At 70.3% G+C, this 16,535-nt stretch carries 15 protein-coding genes; 3 read left to right on the top strand and 12 right to left on the bottom strand.

Annotated elements, in window-relative coordinates; genetic code table 11:
• The first annotated feature begins 78 nt into the window (after nt 1-78).
• Nucleotides 79-1,047, top strand: coding sequence for a DMT family transporter (locus tag AC6CQV_RS03890; protein ID WP_205283591.1), 969 nt, complete (start codon nt 79-81; stop codon nt 1,045-1,047).
• Here AC6CQV_RS03890 and AC6CQV_RS03885 read toward each other — a convergent pair.
• Entirely contained in the window at nt 1,013-1,579 is a 567-nt protein-coding gene (locus AC6CQV_RS03885; protein WP_060959452.1) for a YceI family protein, read from the bottom strand. The two genes, AC6CQV_RS03890 and AC6CQV_RS03885, sit on opposite strands and share 35 nt — an antisense overlap.
• A gap of 141 nt (nt 1,580-1,720) precedes the next feature.
• Complete coding sequence (locus AC6CQV_RS03880; protein WP_060959451.1) at nt 1,721-2,089, bottom strand: FKBP-type peptidyl-prolyl cis-trans isomerase; 369 nt, start codon at nt 2,087-2,089, stop codon at nt 1,721-1,723.
• Nucleotides 2,090-2,308: 219 nt separating this feature from the next.
• On the opposite strand from AC6CQV_RS03880, the gene AC6CQV_RS03875 reads away from it, so the two are divergent.
• A complete protein-coding gene (locus AC6CQV_RS03875) occupies nt 2,309-3,175 on the top strand; it encodes a fumarylacetoacetate hydrolase family protein (RefSeq protein ID WP_205283199.1) in 867 nt (288 codons plus the stop codon).
• Between the two features lie 74 nt (nt 3,176-3,249).
• Here the strand turns inward: AC6CQV_RS03875 and AC6CQV_RS03870 are convergent, their stop codons facing one another.
• The 7 genes from AC6CQV_RS03870 to AC6CQV_RS03840 all read right to left on the bottom strand — a co-directional run bounded on the left by AC6CQV_RS03870 (nt 3,250) and on the right by AC6CQV_RS03840 (nt 9,336).
• Complete coding sequence (locus AC6CQV_RS03870; RefSeq protein ID WP_498260337.1) at nt 3,250-3,666, bottom strand: DUF4190 domain-containing protein; 417 nt, start codon at nt 3,664-3,666, stop codon at nt 3,250-3,252.
• A gap of 83 nt (nt 3,667-3,749) precedes the next feature.
• On the bottom strand, nt 3,750-5,207 hold the full coding sequence (locus tag AC6CQV_RS03865; RefSeq protein ID WP_060959448.1) for an aspartate ammonia-lyase: 1,458 nt from the start codon (nt 5,205-5,207) through the stop codon (nt 3,750-3,752).
• 147 nt (nt 5,208-5,354) lie between these two features.
• Entirely contained in the window at nt 5,355-6,341 is a 987-nt protein-coding gene (locus tag AC6CQV_RS03860) for an aldo/keto reductase (RefSeq protein WP_498260336.1), read from the bottom strand.
• Entirely contained in the window at nt 6,338-6,721 is a 384-nt protein-coding gene (locus AC6CQV_RS03855) for a MerR family transcriptional regulator (RefSeq protein WP_060959446.1), read from the bottom strand. Before AC6CQV_RS03855 ends, AC6CQV_RS03860 begins: the two co-directional genes overlap by 4 nt.
• A gap of 57 nt (nt 6,722-6,778) precedes the next feature.
• Entirely contained in the window at nt 6,779-7,684 is a 906-nt protein-coding gene (locus AC6CQV_RS03850; RefSeq protein WP_498260335.1) for a phosphodiesterase, read from the bottom strand.
• Between the two features lie 45 nt (nt 7,685-7,729).
• Nucleotides 7,730-8,062 (bottom strand): peptidase, encoded by a 333-nt coding sequence (locus tag AC6CQV_RS03845; protein WP_101306595.1) that lies wholly within the window; start codon nt 8,060-8,062, stop codon nt 7,730-7,732.
• A complete protein-coding gene (locus AC6CQV_RS03840) occupies nt 8,062-9,336 on the bottom strand; it encodes an inorganic phosphate transporter (RefSeq protein WP_498260334.1) in 1,275 nt (424 codons plus the stop codon). The genes AC6CQV_RS03845 and AC6CQV_RS03840 overlap by 1 nt, the downstream gene beginning before the upstream one ends.
• Before the next feature lie 176 nt (nt 9,337-9,512).
• Between AC6CQV_RS03840 and AC6CQV_RS03835 the strand changes: the two genes are divergently transcribed.
• On the top strand, nt 9,513-11,642 hold the full coding sequence (locus AC6CQV_RS03835; RefSeq protein WP_101306596.1) for a S9 family peptidase: 2,130 nt from the start codon (nt 9,513-9,515) through the stop codon (nt 11,640-11,642).
• Nucleotides 11,643-11,789: 147 nt separating this feature from the next.
• Here the strand turns inward: AC6CQV_RS03835 and AC6CQV_RS03830 are convergent, their stop codons facing one another.
• From AC6CQV_RS03830 to AC6CQV_RS03820, 3 genes are all read right to left on the bottom strand, one after another.
• Nucleotides 11,790-12,329 carry a putative endonuclease domain-containing protein gene (locus AC6CQV_RS03830; protein WP_157553763.1) on the bottom strand — a complete coding sequence of 180 codons (540 nt, stop codon included), beginning with the start codon at nt 12,327-12,329 and terminating at the stop codon, nt 11,790-11,792.
• A 667-nt stretch (nt 12,330-12,996) separates the two neighbouring features.
• Nucleotides 12,997-14,025 (bottom strand): 6-phosphofructokinase, encoded by a 1,029-nt coding sequence (locus tag AC6CQV_RS03825; protein WP_060959440.1) that lies wholly within the window; start codon nt 14,023-14,025, stop codon nt 12,997-12,999.
• Nucleotides 14,026-14,138: 113 nt separating this feature from the next.
• On the bottom strand, nt 14,139-16,316 hold the full coding sequence (locus tag AC6CQV_RS03820) for a DEAD/DEAH box helicase (protein ID WP_492491269.1): 2,178 nt from the start codon (nt 16,314-16,316) through the stop codon (nt 14,139-14,141).
• Nucleotides 16,317-16,535 lie beyond the last annotated feature (219 nt).

The following is a 16,535-nucleotide window of genomic DNA, read 5'->3' as shown; positions in this document are numbered from 1 at the left end:
TAGAGTCGCCGCGTGACCGTCTCCACGCCCGCCGCCGCCGTGGCCGCACCGCGCCCCGGGGCAGGGCCCGCCTCGTCGGTGATCGCCGTGCAGTTCGTGCTGGTCGGCGTCATCTGGGGCTCGAGCTTCCTGTTCATGAAGGTCGCCCTGGAGGGGATCTCCCCCGCGCAGGTCGCGTGGGGGCGGCTCGTGCTGGGCGCGCTCACCCTCGGGATCTTCGTCCTCGCCCGTCGAGACCGCCTGCCGGCCGTCCGCGGCGCGGGCGCGCGCGTCTGGGGCCACATGACGGTGCTCGCGGTGAGCTTCTGCGTCGTGCCGTTCCTGCTCTTCTCCTGGGCGGAGCAGCACGTCTCCTCGGGTCTGGGCAGCATCTACAACGCGACCACGCCGATCATGACGGCCGTGATGGCGGCCGCCGTGTTCCGGGTCGAACGACTGAAGCCCGTCCAGATCACCGGGATCGTCGTGGGCATCGCGGGCGTCGTGGTGATCATCGCGCCGTGGACGGGGCTCGATCTCACGCACAGCCTCGTGGCACAGCTCGCCCTGCTCGGCGCGACGGCGTGCTACGGGTTCAGCCTCGCCTACATGCGGCGCTTCCTCCGCGACTCGGGCATGACACCCCTCGCCTTCTCGTTCGTCAACATCGGCATCGCGGCCGTCCTCATGACGCTCATCGCCCCGGCGATCGCGCTCTCGCCCGTCACCCTCGATCCCTGGATCGTGGGGAGCATGGTCCTGCTGGGATGTCTCGGCACGGGGGTCGCCTACATCTGGAACCAGAACACGCTGCGCGCCTGGGGGCCGACGGCGGCCTCCACCGTGACCTACATCACCCCCGTGGTCGGCGTCGCACTCGGCGTGCTCGTGCTCGGCGAAGAGGTCAGCTGGCACGAGCCGGTCGGTGCGGCGGTCGTCTTCCTCGGCATCCTCCTGGCGCAGAACCGGCTGCGGATGCCACGACGGCGGCCGCCCCGGGATGCCGGGGACGACCGCCGTCGATCGGATCGGATCAGGCCTGCAGCGCGCCCTGCAGATCGAGCGTGATGGTCACGTCCTTGCCGACGAGGACGCCACCGGTCTCGAGGGCGGCGTTCCAGGTCAGGCCGAAGTCCTCGCGGTTGATGACACCGGTCGCCGTCGCACCGGCCTTGTAGTTGCCGTACGGGTCGGTTCCGAACCCGCCGAACTCGAGGGTGAAGGTGACCGGCTTCGTGACGCCGTGCATCGTCAGGTCGCCGTCGACGAGGAAGTCGCCGCCGTCGAGACGGACACCGGTCGAGACGAACTCGATGGTCGGGAACTGGGCGACGTCGAAGAAGTCGGCGCTGCGCAGGTGGTTGTCGCGGTTCTCGTCGTTGGTGTTGATCGAGGCGACGTCGACGGTCGCGGTGACCTTGGCGTCCAGGGGGTTCTCGGGCGCCTCGATGGTGGCGCTCTTCAGGCCGAACACGCCGCGGACCTTCGAGATCATCATGTGGCGCAGGCTGAAGGTGACCTCGCTGTGGGCGGGGTCGAGGACCCAGGTGCCGGCCTTGTAGCCGGGGATCTCGGGGGCGGTGGTGGTCGTGTCGGTCATGTCAGTCGTCCTTCGTCGGGGGAACCGGTCTGCGCATAGTCAACACGTCGACCGGGTATGTATTCCCAAGAATGAAAAAACTCTCGGCGAACACCTCGGGGGCGGATGCCGCGGCATCCGCCCCCGAGGAACGTCCAGTGGTCAGCCGACCTTCAGCAGGTCGATGATGAAGATGAGCGTCTTGCCGCCCAGGAAGTGACCGCCGGCCGGTCCGTACGCCAGGTGCGGGGGGATCACGAGCTCGCGGCGACCGCCCACCTTCATGCCCGGGATGCCGTCCTGCCATCCCTGGATCAGGCCGCGCAGCGGGAACTGGATCGACTCGCCGCGGCCCCAGGAGGAATCGAACTCCTCACCGGACTCGTACTCGACGCCGGCGTAGTGGACGGTGACGTTGTCGCCGGGCTTCGCCTCGTCGCCGTCACCGACGATGAGGTCGCGGATGACGAGGTCCGCGGGAGCAGGCCCCGTCGGGGCGTCGAACTCGGGCTTGGTGCGCTCTTCGGTCATGCCTCCATCCAAGCATGCGCGGATGCCGCGGGCACCCTCTTGACACCCCCGAGAGCACCGACGGACAATGACTGCAGGCCAACTCAGCGCCCGGGAGACACGCAGGCATCGCCGCGGCACCGGGCGCTGAGTCTTTCCCACTGCAACCTGCGGAGACCCGCGTCGCGACCGTAATCACCAAAACCTGCGCCGTCGCGCCGTCCCCACTACCCTGGAGGGATGCGTTTCGCCCACGTCGTGCTGCCCGAGACGGACGATCCGCAGCTGGTCGCCGTCGTCGCCCCCGGACGTGTCGCCCCGGTGGGCGCCCTGTTCGCGGGCGCGCCGCGCACGCTGCAATCCCTCATCGAGGGCGGCGACGACCTGCTCGCACGGGTGCGGGAGGCGGCCGAGGATGCCGAGGGCATCCCCCTCGCGGGGCTCGTGTTCGGGCCGGCCGTCGCCGCGCCGCCCATCGTCCTCGCGGTCGGCCTCAACTACGCGGCGCACTCCAGCGAGCTCGGCCTGAAGGCCGACACCGCACCGACCGTGTTCACGCTGTGGCCGAATTCCCTGGCCGGCAACGAGGGCACGACGAGCTGGCCGCGCACGCTCAGCGAGTCGGTCGACTACGAGTCGGAGCTCGGTGTCGTGATCGGCGCGCCCGCGAAGGACGTCCCGGCGGAAGACGCGCTCGATCACGTGTGGGGATACACCGTCGTCAACGACATCACGGCGCGCGACATCCAGTTCTCCGAGGCGCAGTGGTCGCGGTGCAAGTCGTTCGACGGGTTCACCCCGAACGGCCCGTTCGTCGTCACGGCCGATGAGATCCCCGACCCGCAGGATCTGCACATCTGGGCCGTCGTCGACGGCCAGACGGTGCAGGACGCCTCGACGGGGCAGATGATCCGCTCGGTCGCCACGCTGATCGCACACCTCTCCCAGTCGGCGACGCTGCTGCCGGGAACCCTCATCTCCACGGGGAGCCCCGGCGGTGCGGGCTACTCGCGCGACCCGCAGATCTTCCTCCGGGACCGCTCCACCGTGACCGTCGGCATCGACGGGATCGGCGAGCTCACGACGCACTGCCGCATCCTGGACTGAGGCCGCCACCGCTCGACGACGAACGGCCCGCCCCGCGCCGAAGGGCAGGAGCGGGCCGTCGCACGTTCGCGGGATCAGCCGCCGTTGCAGGTGACGGTCTGCCCGTTCACCTCGTACACCCCGCTGGGGTTGTTGGCGCAGAACTGGATGAGATCGCCCGCCGCGTTGGCGAACACGGCCACGAGGATGATGCCGACGATGACGCCGACCACGGCCAGCACGGCACCGACGATGATCGCCGCGACCGCCCAGCCGTTCTTGACCCCCGCCTTACGGCTCTGCACGAGAGCCACGATGCCCAGGATGAGGCCGATGATGTTGAAGAAGATCGCCACCACGAACGCGACGATGCCGAGGGTGCGGCCGGGGACCGGCGCCCCGGGGGCGGGCGGTCCGGCGTACGCGGTAGCCGCCTGGTAGGCGGGCGGTGCGACGGGCGGCGCCGACGGGGGCGTCGGCGGGTTGACGGGGGGCTGAGTGGGGTCGGTCATGTCTCTCCTCGGTGATTCGGTACAGGGTGCCGGATTGAGACGTACGCTATCGGGCGTTGACGGCCGCCCGCAAAGGGTTGCGCTCAGCTCTCGACGAGGTTCTCCGCCGGCTGGACGATCGGGATCGCCTGGGTGATCGCCTCCAACCCCGACAGCCGCGCGGGCGACAGCTGCTTGTCGACGTCGTCGCGGCTCATGAGACCGGCTTCGACGACGAGGTCGCCGACGTTGCGGTGCGTGAGCAGCGCCGTCTTGGCGAGGGCCGCCGAGGCGGCATAGCCGATGAACGGCGTGAGGGCCGTCACGACGCCGACCGAGGAGCCGACCATGGCGCCGAGGCGCTCGCGGTTCGCGGTGATGCCGTCGACGCAGTTGATCCGGAAGCTGCGCATGGCCCGGCGCATCCAGGTGATCGACTGGAAGATCGAGTGCGCGATGATCGGCTCGAACGCGTTCAGCTGGAGCTGGCCGCCCTCCACCGCCATCGTCACGGTGAGATCGGCGCCCGCCACAGAGAACGCGACCTGGTTGACGACCTCCGGGATGACGGGGTTGACCTTGCCGGGCATGATGCTGGAGCCCGCCTGACGCGCGGGCAGGTTGATCTCTCCGAGACCCGCTTGAGGACCGCTGGAGAGCAGCCGCAGGTCGTTGGCGATCTTCGACAGCTTGATGGCGTTGCGCTTGAGGGTGGAGGAGAAGGACATGAACGAGCCGGTGTCGCTCGTCGCCTCGACGAGGTCGTCGGCGGTCGCGAGGTCGAGGCCGGTGATCTCCCGCAGGTGGCGCAGCACCGCCGGCGCATAGCCGGGATGCGTCGTGATGCCCGTGCCGATGGCGGTGGCGCCCATGTTGATCTCGAACAGGAGATAGGCGTTCTCGGTGAGGCGCTGATGGTCGTAGCCGAGGGTCGTCGCGAACCCGTGGAACTCCTGCCCGAGCGTCATCGGGACGGCGTCCTGCAACTGCGTACGACCGATCTTCAGGATGTCGTGGAACTCCACGGCCTTCGCCAGGAACGAGCGGCGCAGGAGGTCGAGCTCCTCCAGCAGCGTCTTGAGGTCGAGGCTGAGGCCCACCTTGACGGCCGTCGGGTACACGTCGTTGGTCGACTGCGAGCGGTTCGTGTGATCGATCGGCGAGAGGAACGCGTAGTCGCCCTTCGGGCGTCCGGCCAGCTCCAGCGCGATGTTGGTGATGACCTCGTTCGCGTTCATGTTGGTGGAGGTGCCGGCACCGCCCTGGACGACGCCCACGACGAACTGGTCGTGGAACTCGCCGTCGATGACCCGCTGGGACGCGCGATCGATGAGGTCGGCCCGCTCGGCATCCAGCACGCCGATCTCCAGGTTCGCGCGGGCGGAGGCCTGCTTGACCATCGCGAGGGCGGTGACGAGGTCCTTGTAGACGGAGATGGGGCGCATGGAGATGGGGAAGTTCTCCAGAGCGCGGGCGGTGTGGATGCCCCAGTAGGCATCCGCGGGGATCTCCATCGATCCCAGGGAGTCGGTCTCGGTGCGCGTCGTTGCGTCCAGTGCCATGAGTGCAGGTCCTTTTGGGTCGTCGCCTCGGGTGGTCGTGGTCGAGCCTACCCGCGGCGACGCGGCGCATCCGGTGTACACGACGTACACCGGAAACGCCGGCGCCCTCCGCCACGGTCATCGACCGGTGCGGAGGGCGCCGTCCGATCAGCGGTTGACCGTGGACATGTCCGCGTAGCGCTCGCCCACCGGGGCGGCCACCGTGTCCAGCGCCGCGAGCTGCGCCGCCGAGAGCGACAGCTCGGCCGCGCCGATGTTCTCCTCGACCCGCGTCAGCTTGCGCGTACCCGGGATCGGAGCGATGTGCTCACCCTGGGCCAGCAGCCAGGCCAGAGCCACCTGCGCCGGCGTGGCCCCGGCGTCGCGTGCGACGTCCTCCACGACCTCGACGATGGCGAGGTTGGCCTCCAGGGCCCCGTCGGCGAAGCGCGGATTGCTCTTGCGGAAATCGTCGTCGTCGAGCACGTCCAGCGACCGGATGGTCCCGGTCAGGAAGCCGCGGCCCAGCGGGGAGTACGGCACGAACCCGATTCCGAGCTCCCGCAGCGCGGGCAGCAGCTCGCCCTCGGGGTCGCGCGTCCACAGCGAGTACTCGGTCTGCACGGCGGTCACCGGGTGCACGGCGTGCGCCCGGCGGATCGTCGCGACGGAGGCCTCCGACAGACCGTAGCCGCGGATCTTCCCCTCGGCGACGAGCTCCGCGAGCGCGCCGACGGTGTCCTCGATGGGCGTCGAGGGATCCATCCGGTGCTGGTAGTAGATGTCGATCCGGTCGGTGCGCAGGCGGCGCAGGGAGCCCTCGACGGACAGCCGGATGTTCCCGGGCGTGCCGTCGAGTCCTCGCTCGTCACCGGCGGTGTGGCGGATGGTGCCGAACTTGGTGGCGATGACGGCCTCGTCGCGGCGACCGGCCTCGGCCAGCGTGCGCCCGAGCAGCTCCTCGTTCGTGTAGGGGCCGTACATCTCGGCCGTGTCGAGGAAGGTGACGCCGCGGTCCAGGGCGCCGAGGATGGTGCGCGCGCCGTCGACGTCGTCCTGACCGGCTCCCGTGTAGAAGGCGCTGATCCCCATCAGGCCGAGGCCGATGCGGCTGACCTGGATCGGGGTCGAGGCTCCCAGAGTGGTGGTCTTCATGAGTGTGCGATCTCCTTGTCGTAGATGTCGATCTTGTGGTCGATGGCGCGCAGGCTGGCGGTGATCTCCTCCAGCTGTGCGCGGACGCGTTCGCGGTGCTCGACGAGGAGCTCGCGCCGCTGCGGCACCGTCGACTCCCCCACGCGCACGAGCTCGGTGTACCGCCGGATGCCGGCGATGGGCATTCCGGTCATGCGCAGTCGCGTGAGGAAACGGACCCACGCGATGTCGGCCTCCGTGTAGCGCCGGTGCGACGACGAGGCGCGGTCGATGGGCGCCAGCATCAGTCCCTCGCGCTCGTAGTAGCGCAAGGTGTGGGCGGACACACCGGTCGCCTCGGCGACCGTGGCGATCGAGACGCCGTCGTGAAGGAGGGTCATGCCCCCACGCTAGAACTTAGAGTGCACTCTCAGTCAAGCGGGTCGGCGACGACGCGATCAGCGTTTGCGTGAGAACGCCTCCAGGCGCTCCTCGGCGCTCAGCGCCGCCATGCGTCGCGTCCATTCCGGCGTGAAGACCTCGGCCGTCTCGCCCTCCCCCACGGGCACCACCGCATGGGTGATCGTGTCGTCGTAGACGTGGACGAGATGGAAGGACTGACCGCCGTCCATGCCGTTGACCTCCTGCGGCGGGCGCTGGAGGTTCATCGTGTAGCAGGTCGCCGACGCGACGCTCACCGGGATGCCCGCGAACGTCCCGGACGTCGCGTAGTGGAGGTGCCCGGCGAGGATCGCCCGCACGTCGCTGCCGGCGAGCACGGCGGCGAGCTCGTGCTGGTGCCGCAGCTCGAGGATGTCGAAGAAGGGGATGTGACTCGGAAGCGGCGGGTGGTGCAGCGCCAGGACCGTTCCGAGCGGTGCCGGCTCGGCGAGGATGCCGCGGAGCCAGTCGAGCTGCGCGGCATCCAGATCGCCGTGGTGCCAGCCCGGCACCGACGAGTCGAGGGCGATCAGCCGCAGCCCGCCCAGATCCCACACGCCGGTGATCGGCTCGGCCGACGCGGTCCCGTCGAGCAGCCCCGCCCGCAGCGCGGGGCGCTCGTCGTGGTTTCCCGCGACCCACACGATCGGCGCGCCCAGGCGTGCGGCGACGGGCTCGACGGCGGCACGAAGCGCCGCGTAGGCCTCCGGCTCACCGAGGTCGGTCAGATCGCCCGTGAAGACGATCGCGTCGGGTCGCACGCCGGTGCGCTCCACCGCCGCCAGCGAGGCGGTGAGGTTCGCCGCCGTGTCGTAGCGCCCGCCCAGCGGCCGGTTTCCTGCCAGCAGATGCGTGTCGCTCAGGTGCACGATCACGCGCCGTGCGGGCGGATGGATGCCGAAGCGGATCGACTCTGTGGCCATGCCCTCAGCCTAGGCGGGGGTCGCGACGCCGCGTCGGGTGCCCGCTCAGCGCACCACGATCAGTGCGAGGCCCGCGAGCACGGCGACGCCGCACAACGCGAAGCACAGGTAGGCGCCGACGAGGGCGACGCGCTTCTGCCCGTCGGTGAGGGGACTCTTCTTCGCGGCCTTCGCGGCGGCCTTCGCGGCCCGCTTGGCCTCCTTCTCACTGATGACGGTGATGGCGTCCGTGAACTCCGCCGGCGCCACGACGGGTGCGCGGCCGCCGCGCACGAGCAGCCGCAGGCCGACCGCGTAGAAGCCGACCACGAGCAGCGCACCGGCGAGCGCCGCGGCGAAGACCTGGACGAAGGCGAACCAGTCGATCGTGATGCCCATCAGCGCGGGTCCTTCCCCTGACGGTGCGCGCGGTCGGCCTTGTCCTTCGCCCGCTGCGCCTTCTCGCGTGCACGCTCTTCGCGCAGGATCGCGCGCTGGCGGCGGGTGGGCGGCGGGTTGCGCTTGACCTTGACGGCCAGGCCGGAGTCGGCGACCTCGCTCATGGCGTTCGAGGAGTCCACCTGGTTGCGGCGGGAGCGCAGGAAGAGGCCGACGATGATCGCGACCGCGATCACGGCGTCGATGAAGATGCCCACGTTCCCGAACCACACCACCAGCAGCGCGGCCAGGGCGCCCACCGCGGCGGAGGCCGGGAGGGTGAGCACCCAGCCGACGGCGATGCGGCCCACGGTGCGCCAGCGGACGGTGGAGCCGCGACGGCCGAGCCCCGAGCCGATGACCGATCCCGACGCCACCTGCGTCGTGGACAGGGCGAAGCCGAGCGCGCTGGAGGCCAGGATCGTCGCCGCCGTGGAGGTCTCGGCGGAGAAGCCCTGCGCGGGCTTGACGTCGGTGAGGCCCTTGCCGAGGGTGCGGATGATGCGCCAGCCGCCCATGTAGGTGCCGAGCGCGATCGTGAACGCGCAGGCGAGGATGACCCACAGCTGCGGATCGGCGTGGGCGGAGTTCTGCCAGCCCGCCATGATCAGCGCCAGGGTGATGACGCCCATCGTCTTCTGGGCGTCGTTCGTGCCGTGCGCCAGGGCGACGAGCGACGAGGTGAAGATCTGCCCCCAGCGGAAGCCGTCGCGTCCGTCGGGCTTGTTGTCGTAGCGCCGGGTCACCGCGTAGGCGAGGCGCGTGACGAGGAACGCGATCGCACCCGCCGTGAACGGCGCGATCAGCGCCGGCAGCACGACCTTGCTCAAGACCATGCCGAAGTCGATGGCCGCGACGCTCGCGCCGACCAGGGTCGCGCCGATGAGGCCGCCGAACAGCGCGTGCGAGGAGCTGGAGGGCAGCCCGAGCAGCCACGTGAGCATGTTCCAGGTGATGGCGCCGATGAGGCCGGCGAAGATGATCGGCAGGAAGGCCAGCGGCTCGATCTGGTCCTCGCGGATGATCCCGTGGGAGATCGTCTTGGAGACCTCCGTGGACAGGAAGGCACCGACGAGGTTCAGGCTCGCGGCGAGGAGGACGGCGACCTTGGGCTTGAGCGCTCCGGTCGCGATCGGAGTGGCCATCGCGTTCGCGGTGTCGTGGAAGCCGTTCGTGAAGTCGAAGAACAGCGCCAGCGCGATCACCAGCACGACGATGAGTGCAGCGGTTTCCACAGTTCGCTTTCGTCGGGATTCGTGGGAAGGGAGCCGATGGGATCGGCGGTGCGAACGAAGAGTTCACCGTGGGTTCATACTCCGGCAACCGGACCACAGAAATACTCCCACATCCGCGGGCCGGCGCCGAACGCCGCTTCGCCCCCGACACGCCGGTCGTCGATTAGCGTGGAGCGGTGACCCGAGACCTCGCCTCCACGCCGCCGTCCGCCCCGATCGCCCCGGCACGCCCCACGATCCGCCGGCATCACGGCGACGAGGTCCGCGACGACTTCGAATGGCTCCGCGCCAAGGAGGATGCCGAGGTCATCGCGCACCTCGAGGCCGAGAACGCCTACACCGAGGCGCGCACCGCGCACCTCGCGGGACTGCGCCAGCGGATCTTCGACGAGATCAAGGCCCGGACGCTCGAGACCGACCTCTCCGTGCCGACCCGTCAGGGCGCGTGGTGGTACTACGGACGCACCGTCGAGGGCAAGCAGTACGGCATCCACTGCCGCGCGCCGCTGTCCGGTCCCGACGACTGGACGCCGCCGGTGCTCACCCCCGGCGTCGACGTCCCCGGCGAGACGGTGCTCCTGGACGGCAACGTCGAAGCCGACGGCCACGAGTTCTTCTCCCTCGGCAGCTTCGACGTGAGCACCGACGGCACGCGTCTGCTGTACGGCGTGGATGTCGCCGGCGACGAGCGGTACACGCTGCGCATCCGCGACCTCGCCACCGGCGAGACGCTCGGCGACGTCGTCGAGAACACGTCCGCGGGCGCCTCCTTCTCCCCCGACGGCCGGTACGTGGTGTACACGACGGTCGACGACGCCTGGCGCCCCGACACCGTCTGGCTGCACGAGGTCGGCACCGACGCGGCCGCCGACGTCCGCCTGTTCCACGAGCCGGACGAGCGCTACTGGGTGGGGGCGGGATTCACCCGCAGCGAGAAGTACCTCGTGATCGAGGTGGGATCGTCCATCACGACGGAGGAGTACCTCCTGGAGGCCGCCGAGCTCGGCGCCGGGGCCGAGCCGCGCTCGATCTGGCCGCGCCGCGAGGGCGTCGAGTACTCGAGCACCCACGCCGTCGTCGACGGCGAGGACGTGCTCTACATCGTGCACAACGAGGATGCACTCGACTTCGAGCTCGTGCGGGTCGCGGCATCCGACCCTCTCGGCGCGCGGGAGGTCGTGCTCCCCCACACGCCGGGACGCCGTCTGCTGGACGTCTCGGCGTTCCGGGACTGGGCGGTGGTGTCGTACCGCCGCGACGGCCTGTCGCGCATGGGGATCCTCGACTACCGCACCGGCGCCGTGGACGAGCTCGACTTCCCGGAGGAGCTGTACACCGCCGGCGCCGCGGGCAACCCGGAGTGGGCTCCCCCGATGGTGCGGCTCGGGTTCGGCTCGTTCGTGACCCCCGGGACCGTCTACGACTACGTGGTGGCCTCCGGCGAGCTGCTGCTGCGCAAGCGACAGCCGGTGCTCGGCGGGTACGAGCCGCAGGAGTACGCACAGCGGCGGGAGTGGGTCACGGCATCCGACGGCACCCGGGTACCCGTCTCGCTCGTCTGGAAGCGCTCGTTCGGCGACCCCGGCGACGGGCCGCGACCCGTGCATCTGTACGGCTACGGCTCGTACGAGCACTCGATCGAGCCGGGCTTCTCCGTCGCGCGCCTGTCGATGCTCGACCGCGGCGTCGTGTTCGCGGTGGCGCACGTGCGCGGGGGCGGCGAGCTCGGCCGCCAGTGGTACGAGGACGGCAAGCTGCAGCACAAGCGCAACACGTTCACGGACTTCGTCGACGTCGCCCGGCACCTCGTCGACACCGGCGTCACGAGCCCCGACCGGCTCGTCGCCGAGGGCGGATCGGCCGGCGGGCTGCTGATGGGCGCCGTCGCGAACCTCGCCCCCGAGCTGTTCGCCGGCATCCTCGCCGACGTGCCGTTCGTCGACGCGCTGACCACGATCCTCGACCCGTCGCTGCCGCTGACCGTCATCGAGTGGGACGAGTGGGGCGACCCGCTGCACGACGCCGAGGTGTACGCGTACATGAAGTCGTACACGCCGTACGAGAACGTCCGCGCGGGCGTCACGTACCCCCGCATCCTGGCGACCACCTCGCTCAACGACACCCGCGTGTACTACGTCGAGCCCGCGAAGTGGGTCGCGCGTCTGCGCGAGGTGGGCGCGGACGCGCTGCTCAAGTGCGAGATGGTCGCCGGCCACGGCGGGGTCTCCGGACGCTACAACTCGTGGCACCAGCGGTCGTTCGAGCTCGCCTGGCTGCTGGACGTGCTCGGACTCGCCGCCGACTGATTCCGCGCTCCCACGCACCGCGCCCCGCCCATGCCTCAGCATGTCCCACTTATGCCGAGGTGTGTCCCACATTCTGCGCTTGGCACCGCTCCCAGGCAGCAGGAAGTGGGACACAGCGCCGGCGATCAGAGCTAGCAGTGACCGGCGTCAGCGCCCGGGGGTCCACCCTGCGCGCTGCAGGGCGTCTCGTACCATCGACACCGCGAGCCGGCCATCGCCGACGAGGTGATGCGCCAGCACGCGCTCGTGCTGCCACCCCAGGCCGCGAATGGCCGCCCACCGATCGGCGTCGCGCGCGAACTGACGCGCATCGTAAGCGTGGACGCGCCCGTCGTACTCGACGGCGAGACGATAGCGAGGAAAGGCCAGATCGAGTTCCGCGACGAACGTCCCCCGATCGTCGAACAGATTCCAGGCCACCTCGGCCTCCGGCAGTCCCGCACGGCTCAGCAGCAGCCGCAACCGGGTTTCGCGAGGAGAGCGCACACCACCGCGAGCGAGTGCCAGCGCTCTGCGGAGGATTCCGCCGCGCACGTCGCCCATCACCTCGATCTCACGCCGAAGCTCGGCCGCATCCGTCAGCGGGCTCCGGCCCGAGATGAGGTGATCTGCGGCCGCAACGAGGTCATCGAGCCGCCAGAGCGTGCCCGTTTGACGCCAGGCACGCGCCGGGTGCTCGACCGGCATCCCGCGCACCGTCGTGTGGGCCGACTCCCGCAGCTGCAGGCGATGGCCGACCACGGCGTGAGTGCGGGGTTCGCGCGCGGGACGGTGGGTGGAAACGTGGATGCTCGGGGCATAGGGCCACTCCGGCAGGGGCACCCCGAGAAGACACAGGGCCGTCTCGTGGCTGAAGAACTGCCCGTTCCGCAACCGCGGCAGCAGCGCCCGACAGGACGCCTCCAGCGAACCGGGAGTAGGCTCCGCCCGCGCGCGGACGCCGTGGAAGGGACGCGAGAGATCGCGTCCCCGCAGCCGCCCGGGACTCACGCCGGCATCTCGCGCCTGCGCGACGGTGAACGCCTCCGGCAGACTCCGCGGCAGGTCGCTCGAGGTCGTCATCGCGCAAGCGTCACGCATCCGCGGCGACGCTCTGGCGGCTGAGCGCCCGACGGTGGAAACTTCGACGCCCGACGCGGCCGGGGAGGAACCTCCGTCGGGCGTGGACAGTGAGAGTGACGCTCACACGACGTGTCCCACTTCCAGCTGTGCAGGGGTGCCCCGCAGAGCAGGAAGTGGGACATGCCACGACGGAAGTGGGACAACGCCGGCGAGAAGTGGGACACGGCATCTGCGGCGCCCCGGTGGGCGGGCGGGCCGGGGGCCGCGGGCCGGCGTCCCGGCGGGCCGGGGGTCAGCCGAAGAGCGCCGCGGCCTCTTCGTAGCGGTAGATCGGGACCGTGTTCAGCTCGCCGAGCGCCTCCGCGAACGGCACGCGCACGATGTCGGTGCCCTTCAGCGACACCATCTGGCCCCAGGCCTGCTCGTAGACCGAGTCGGCCGCGTGCAACCCCAGGCGCGTCGCGAGCACCCGGTCGAAGCCCGACGGCGAGCCGCCGCGCTGGATGTGGCCGAGCACGGTGGCGCGGGTCTCGATACCCGTCAGGCGCTCGATCTCGGGCGCGAGCACCTCGCTGATGCCGCCGAGACGCGGGCGGTTGAAGGCGTCGAGGCCCTTGTCGCTGAACGCCTCGTCCATGCCCTTGAGGGTGAAGCCCTCCGACACGACGACGAGGGGGGCGCGTCCGCGGTCGTGCGCCTTCTGCACCTGCGCCGCGATCTCGTCGATCGACATCGGCACCTCCGGGATGCAGATGACGTGGGCGCCCGCGGCGATGCCGGAGTGCAGGGCGATCCAGCCGACGTGGCGGCCCATGACCTCGGCCACCATGCAGCGCTGGTGCGAGTCGCCGGTGGTGCGCAGGCGGTCCATCGCGTCGGTGGCGATGTTGACCGCGGTGTCGAAGCCGAAGGAGTAGTCGGTGGCGCGCAGGTCGTTGTCGATCGTCTTCGGAACGCCCATCACGTTGATGCCGTCGTTCCAGAGCCGGTTCGCGGCCGCCAGGGTGCCCTCGCCGCCGATGGCGATGATGCCGTCGATGTGGTGGCCGTACATCGTCTTCGCGATGTTCTCGGCGCCGCCGCGCGGACCCTCGTAGGGGTTGGTGCGGCTCGTGCCGAGGATCGTGCCGCCGACCTTGGACAGCCCCTTCACCTCGTGGCGCGTGAGCGGGAAGAAATCGCCGTCGACGACGCCGCGCCATCCGTCACGGATGCCGACGAACTCGATGTTGTAGTTCGTGGTGCCCTTGAGCACGACGCCGCGGATGACCGCGTTGAGTCCGGGGCAGTCTCCGCCGCTGGTGAGGATGCCGATCTTCATGTGGAGATCCTTCGATGGTTCGGGATGTGGTTCGGCGACGCTGCCATCCTCGACACTATCGCCGTATCGACGGCGGATGCCACCGCATCCGCCGTCGATAATCCCGGCCCGCCTCAGGCCGCGCCGAGCGCCTGCCGCAGCAGGTGCATGAGCGCGGACAGCTGCACCGAGTCGCTCGAGGTGGGGTCGAGCTGGGCGCCGTCCAGCGCGCGCTGGGCAAGACCCTGCTTGGAGTCGATGAGCTCCGCGATCTTCGTGTCGATCGTGTGGGCGGCGATGATCCGCCACGCCGTGACCGGCTCGTCCTGACCGATGCGGTGCACGCGGTCGATGGCCTGCGTCTGCTCGGCCGCCGTCCACGACAGTTCGGCGAGCACCACGTTGGAGGCCGCCTGCATGTTCAGGCCGACGCCGGCGGCCGTCAGCGAACAGACGGCGATGGCCACGTCGGGATCCGTGTTGAACGCGTCGATCGCCTGCTGGCGGGCGGGCGTGGACTGGTCACCGCGGATGGAGATGGTGCGCAGGCCGGATGCCGCGAAGTGCGCCTCTGCGGCATCCATCACGTCGATGTGCTTCGCGAAGAACACGACCTTGCCGACGGAGCGCTGCAGCTGCACGGCGTAGTCGGCCGCGAGGTGAGCCTTGGCCTGGCCGATCTTGCGCACCATGGTGAACACGTTGTCGGCGCCGGCGGACGACGACTTGGCGTCCTCGAGCTCGCCGTGCGCGACGAGGCGCACGATGTCCTCGTCGATCTCGCCGATGCGCACCTTGTCGCCGCGCGCCTCGATGATGCGGCGGTACTTGGCGGCCAGGCGCGCACCCAGCTCGCGCTCGGCCTCGCGGATGGACCGGCCGAACTCGTCGTCCAGCTCCACGGGCAGGTCGGCGACCAGCTTGTCGGGGAGGTCGGAGGCGACATCCTTCTTCTTGCGACGGACGATGCCCATCGAGATGACCGCTTCGCGGGCCTCGGGGTAGAACGCCTTGTCCGCCGGGGTGAACCCGGTCGCATCGAGCTTCTCCATGAGCTCCGGGCCCGGCTTCTCACCGTTGGTCCAGCCGAGGAAGCGCCAGATCGCGTCGAAGTCCTCGACGTCGTTGATCAGCGGCGTGCCCGTGAGCGCCAGCATGAGCGGGTTCCGCACCTGCTCGCGGATGCGTCCGCCGAGCGCCAGCACGTTCTGCGAACGCTGCGAGGTGAGGTTCTTGATGAAGTGAGCCTCGTCGACGACCATGCCCTTCAGCCCGAGCGAGCCGAGCCAGGAGAGGTGGCGGTCGAGCACCTCGTAGTTGACGATGAAGACGTCGGCGAAGGCGTCGACCGTGTCGCCGTCGCCGTGGATGACGGTGGCCCGACGCTGCGGCGTCCACCGCTCGACCTCGCGCGCCCAGTTCATCTTCACGACGTTGGGCACGACCGCCAGCAGCGGATAGGCGTCGGCGACGGAGGCCGCGAGCACCGACTGCGCCGTCTTGCCGAGGCCGGGCTCGTCGGCGAGCAGGAACGAGCGGTGACCCGCCCGGACCGCCTCGAGGAACCGCGACTGGTGCGGCATGATCTCGAGCCCCTTGGGCGAGAGCCGGTCGAACTCGGGCACGGGGGGAAGCTCCATCGACGCGCTCGCGCCTCCGGCGCCCGTCTCGAACGCCTTGTAGAGCGGTCCCATCAGCTCCCAGCCGTCGAGGCGGCGGCGGGCGGTGGATGCCGGGGCGCGCAGGGCCACATCGGGCGCGAGGAACGGGTTCGCCTCGCGGCGCGCCTCGATCTGCGGCGGGATGACCTGCCGCTCGGCGAGCGCGGCGGGCACGACCGGGGTCTGCCCCCAGCTCTGCGCGTTCTGGGTGACGTCGGTGATGATGAGCTCGTCCTCGGGCAGGTCCGCGCCCGACTCGAGCAGCCAGTCGCGGCGCATGCGCTTGGCGACGGGCGACGTGGCCTGGTCGACCTCGAGCAGCTGGATGAGCGAGGTGTCGCGCGCGGCCGTCTTGGCGAGGATCGTCGCGACGCCGTCGAGGCGCTTGAGCAGCTCGGCGCGGGCGGCGCCGGCGATCGCCTCGTCGGCCTTGACGCGGGCCCGCTCCTCGCGCACGAGGAAGGCGATGACCTGGAACTTGACCCGGTTGGTGGGCCCGAGCTTGCCCTTCTGCGCCTTCGCCTCGACCTCGCGCACCTTGCGGGCGAGGATCGGGATCAGCGGCGCGTCGTCGTCGCGACGAGCGGACGAGCCGCGATGGGACGAGCCGCGTCGGCGTGACGCGGGGGCGATGGATGCCGTGGTCGGCATGCTCCTCCTGAGCGTGAGTCGCCGGGAGACCGGCGGGCTTCCGGTCCAGAGACCGGTCAGTCGTTTCCCGGGGCGGATGCCGCGGGGTCGGGACGAGGCACGGATCCTCCGGCTGCGGGTACTCGCTTCTGCGAGCTGCGGCGACGGGGGTAGCCCTCGCGCCCAGTCTAGCGCGCCACCCCCGCACCCGCGAGCCGCCACGACGCGGCCGAGCCGCCA

The organism is Microbacterium sp. EG9 (assembly GCF_059759475.1).
Note: the sequence above shows the minus strand (reverse complement) of the source record. Positions and strands in the feature narration are given on the sequence as shown.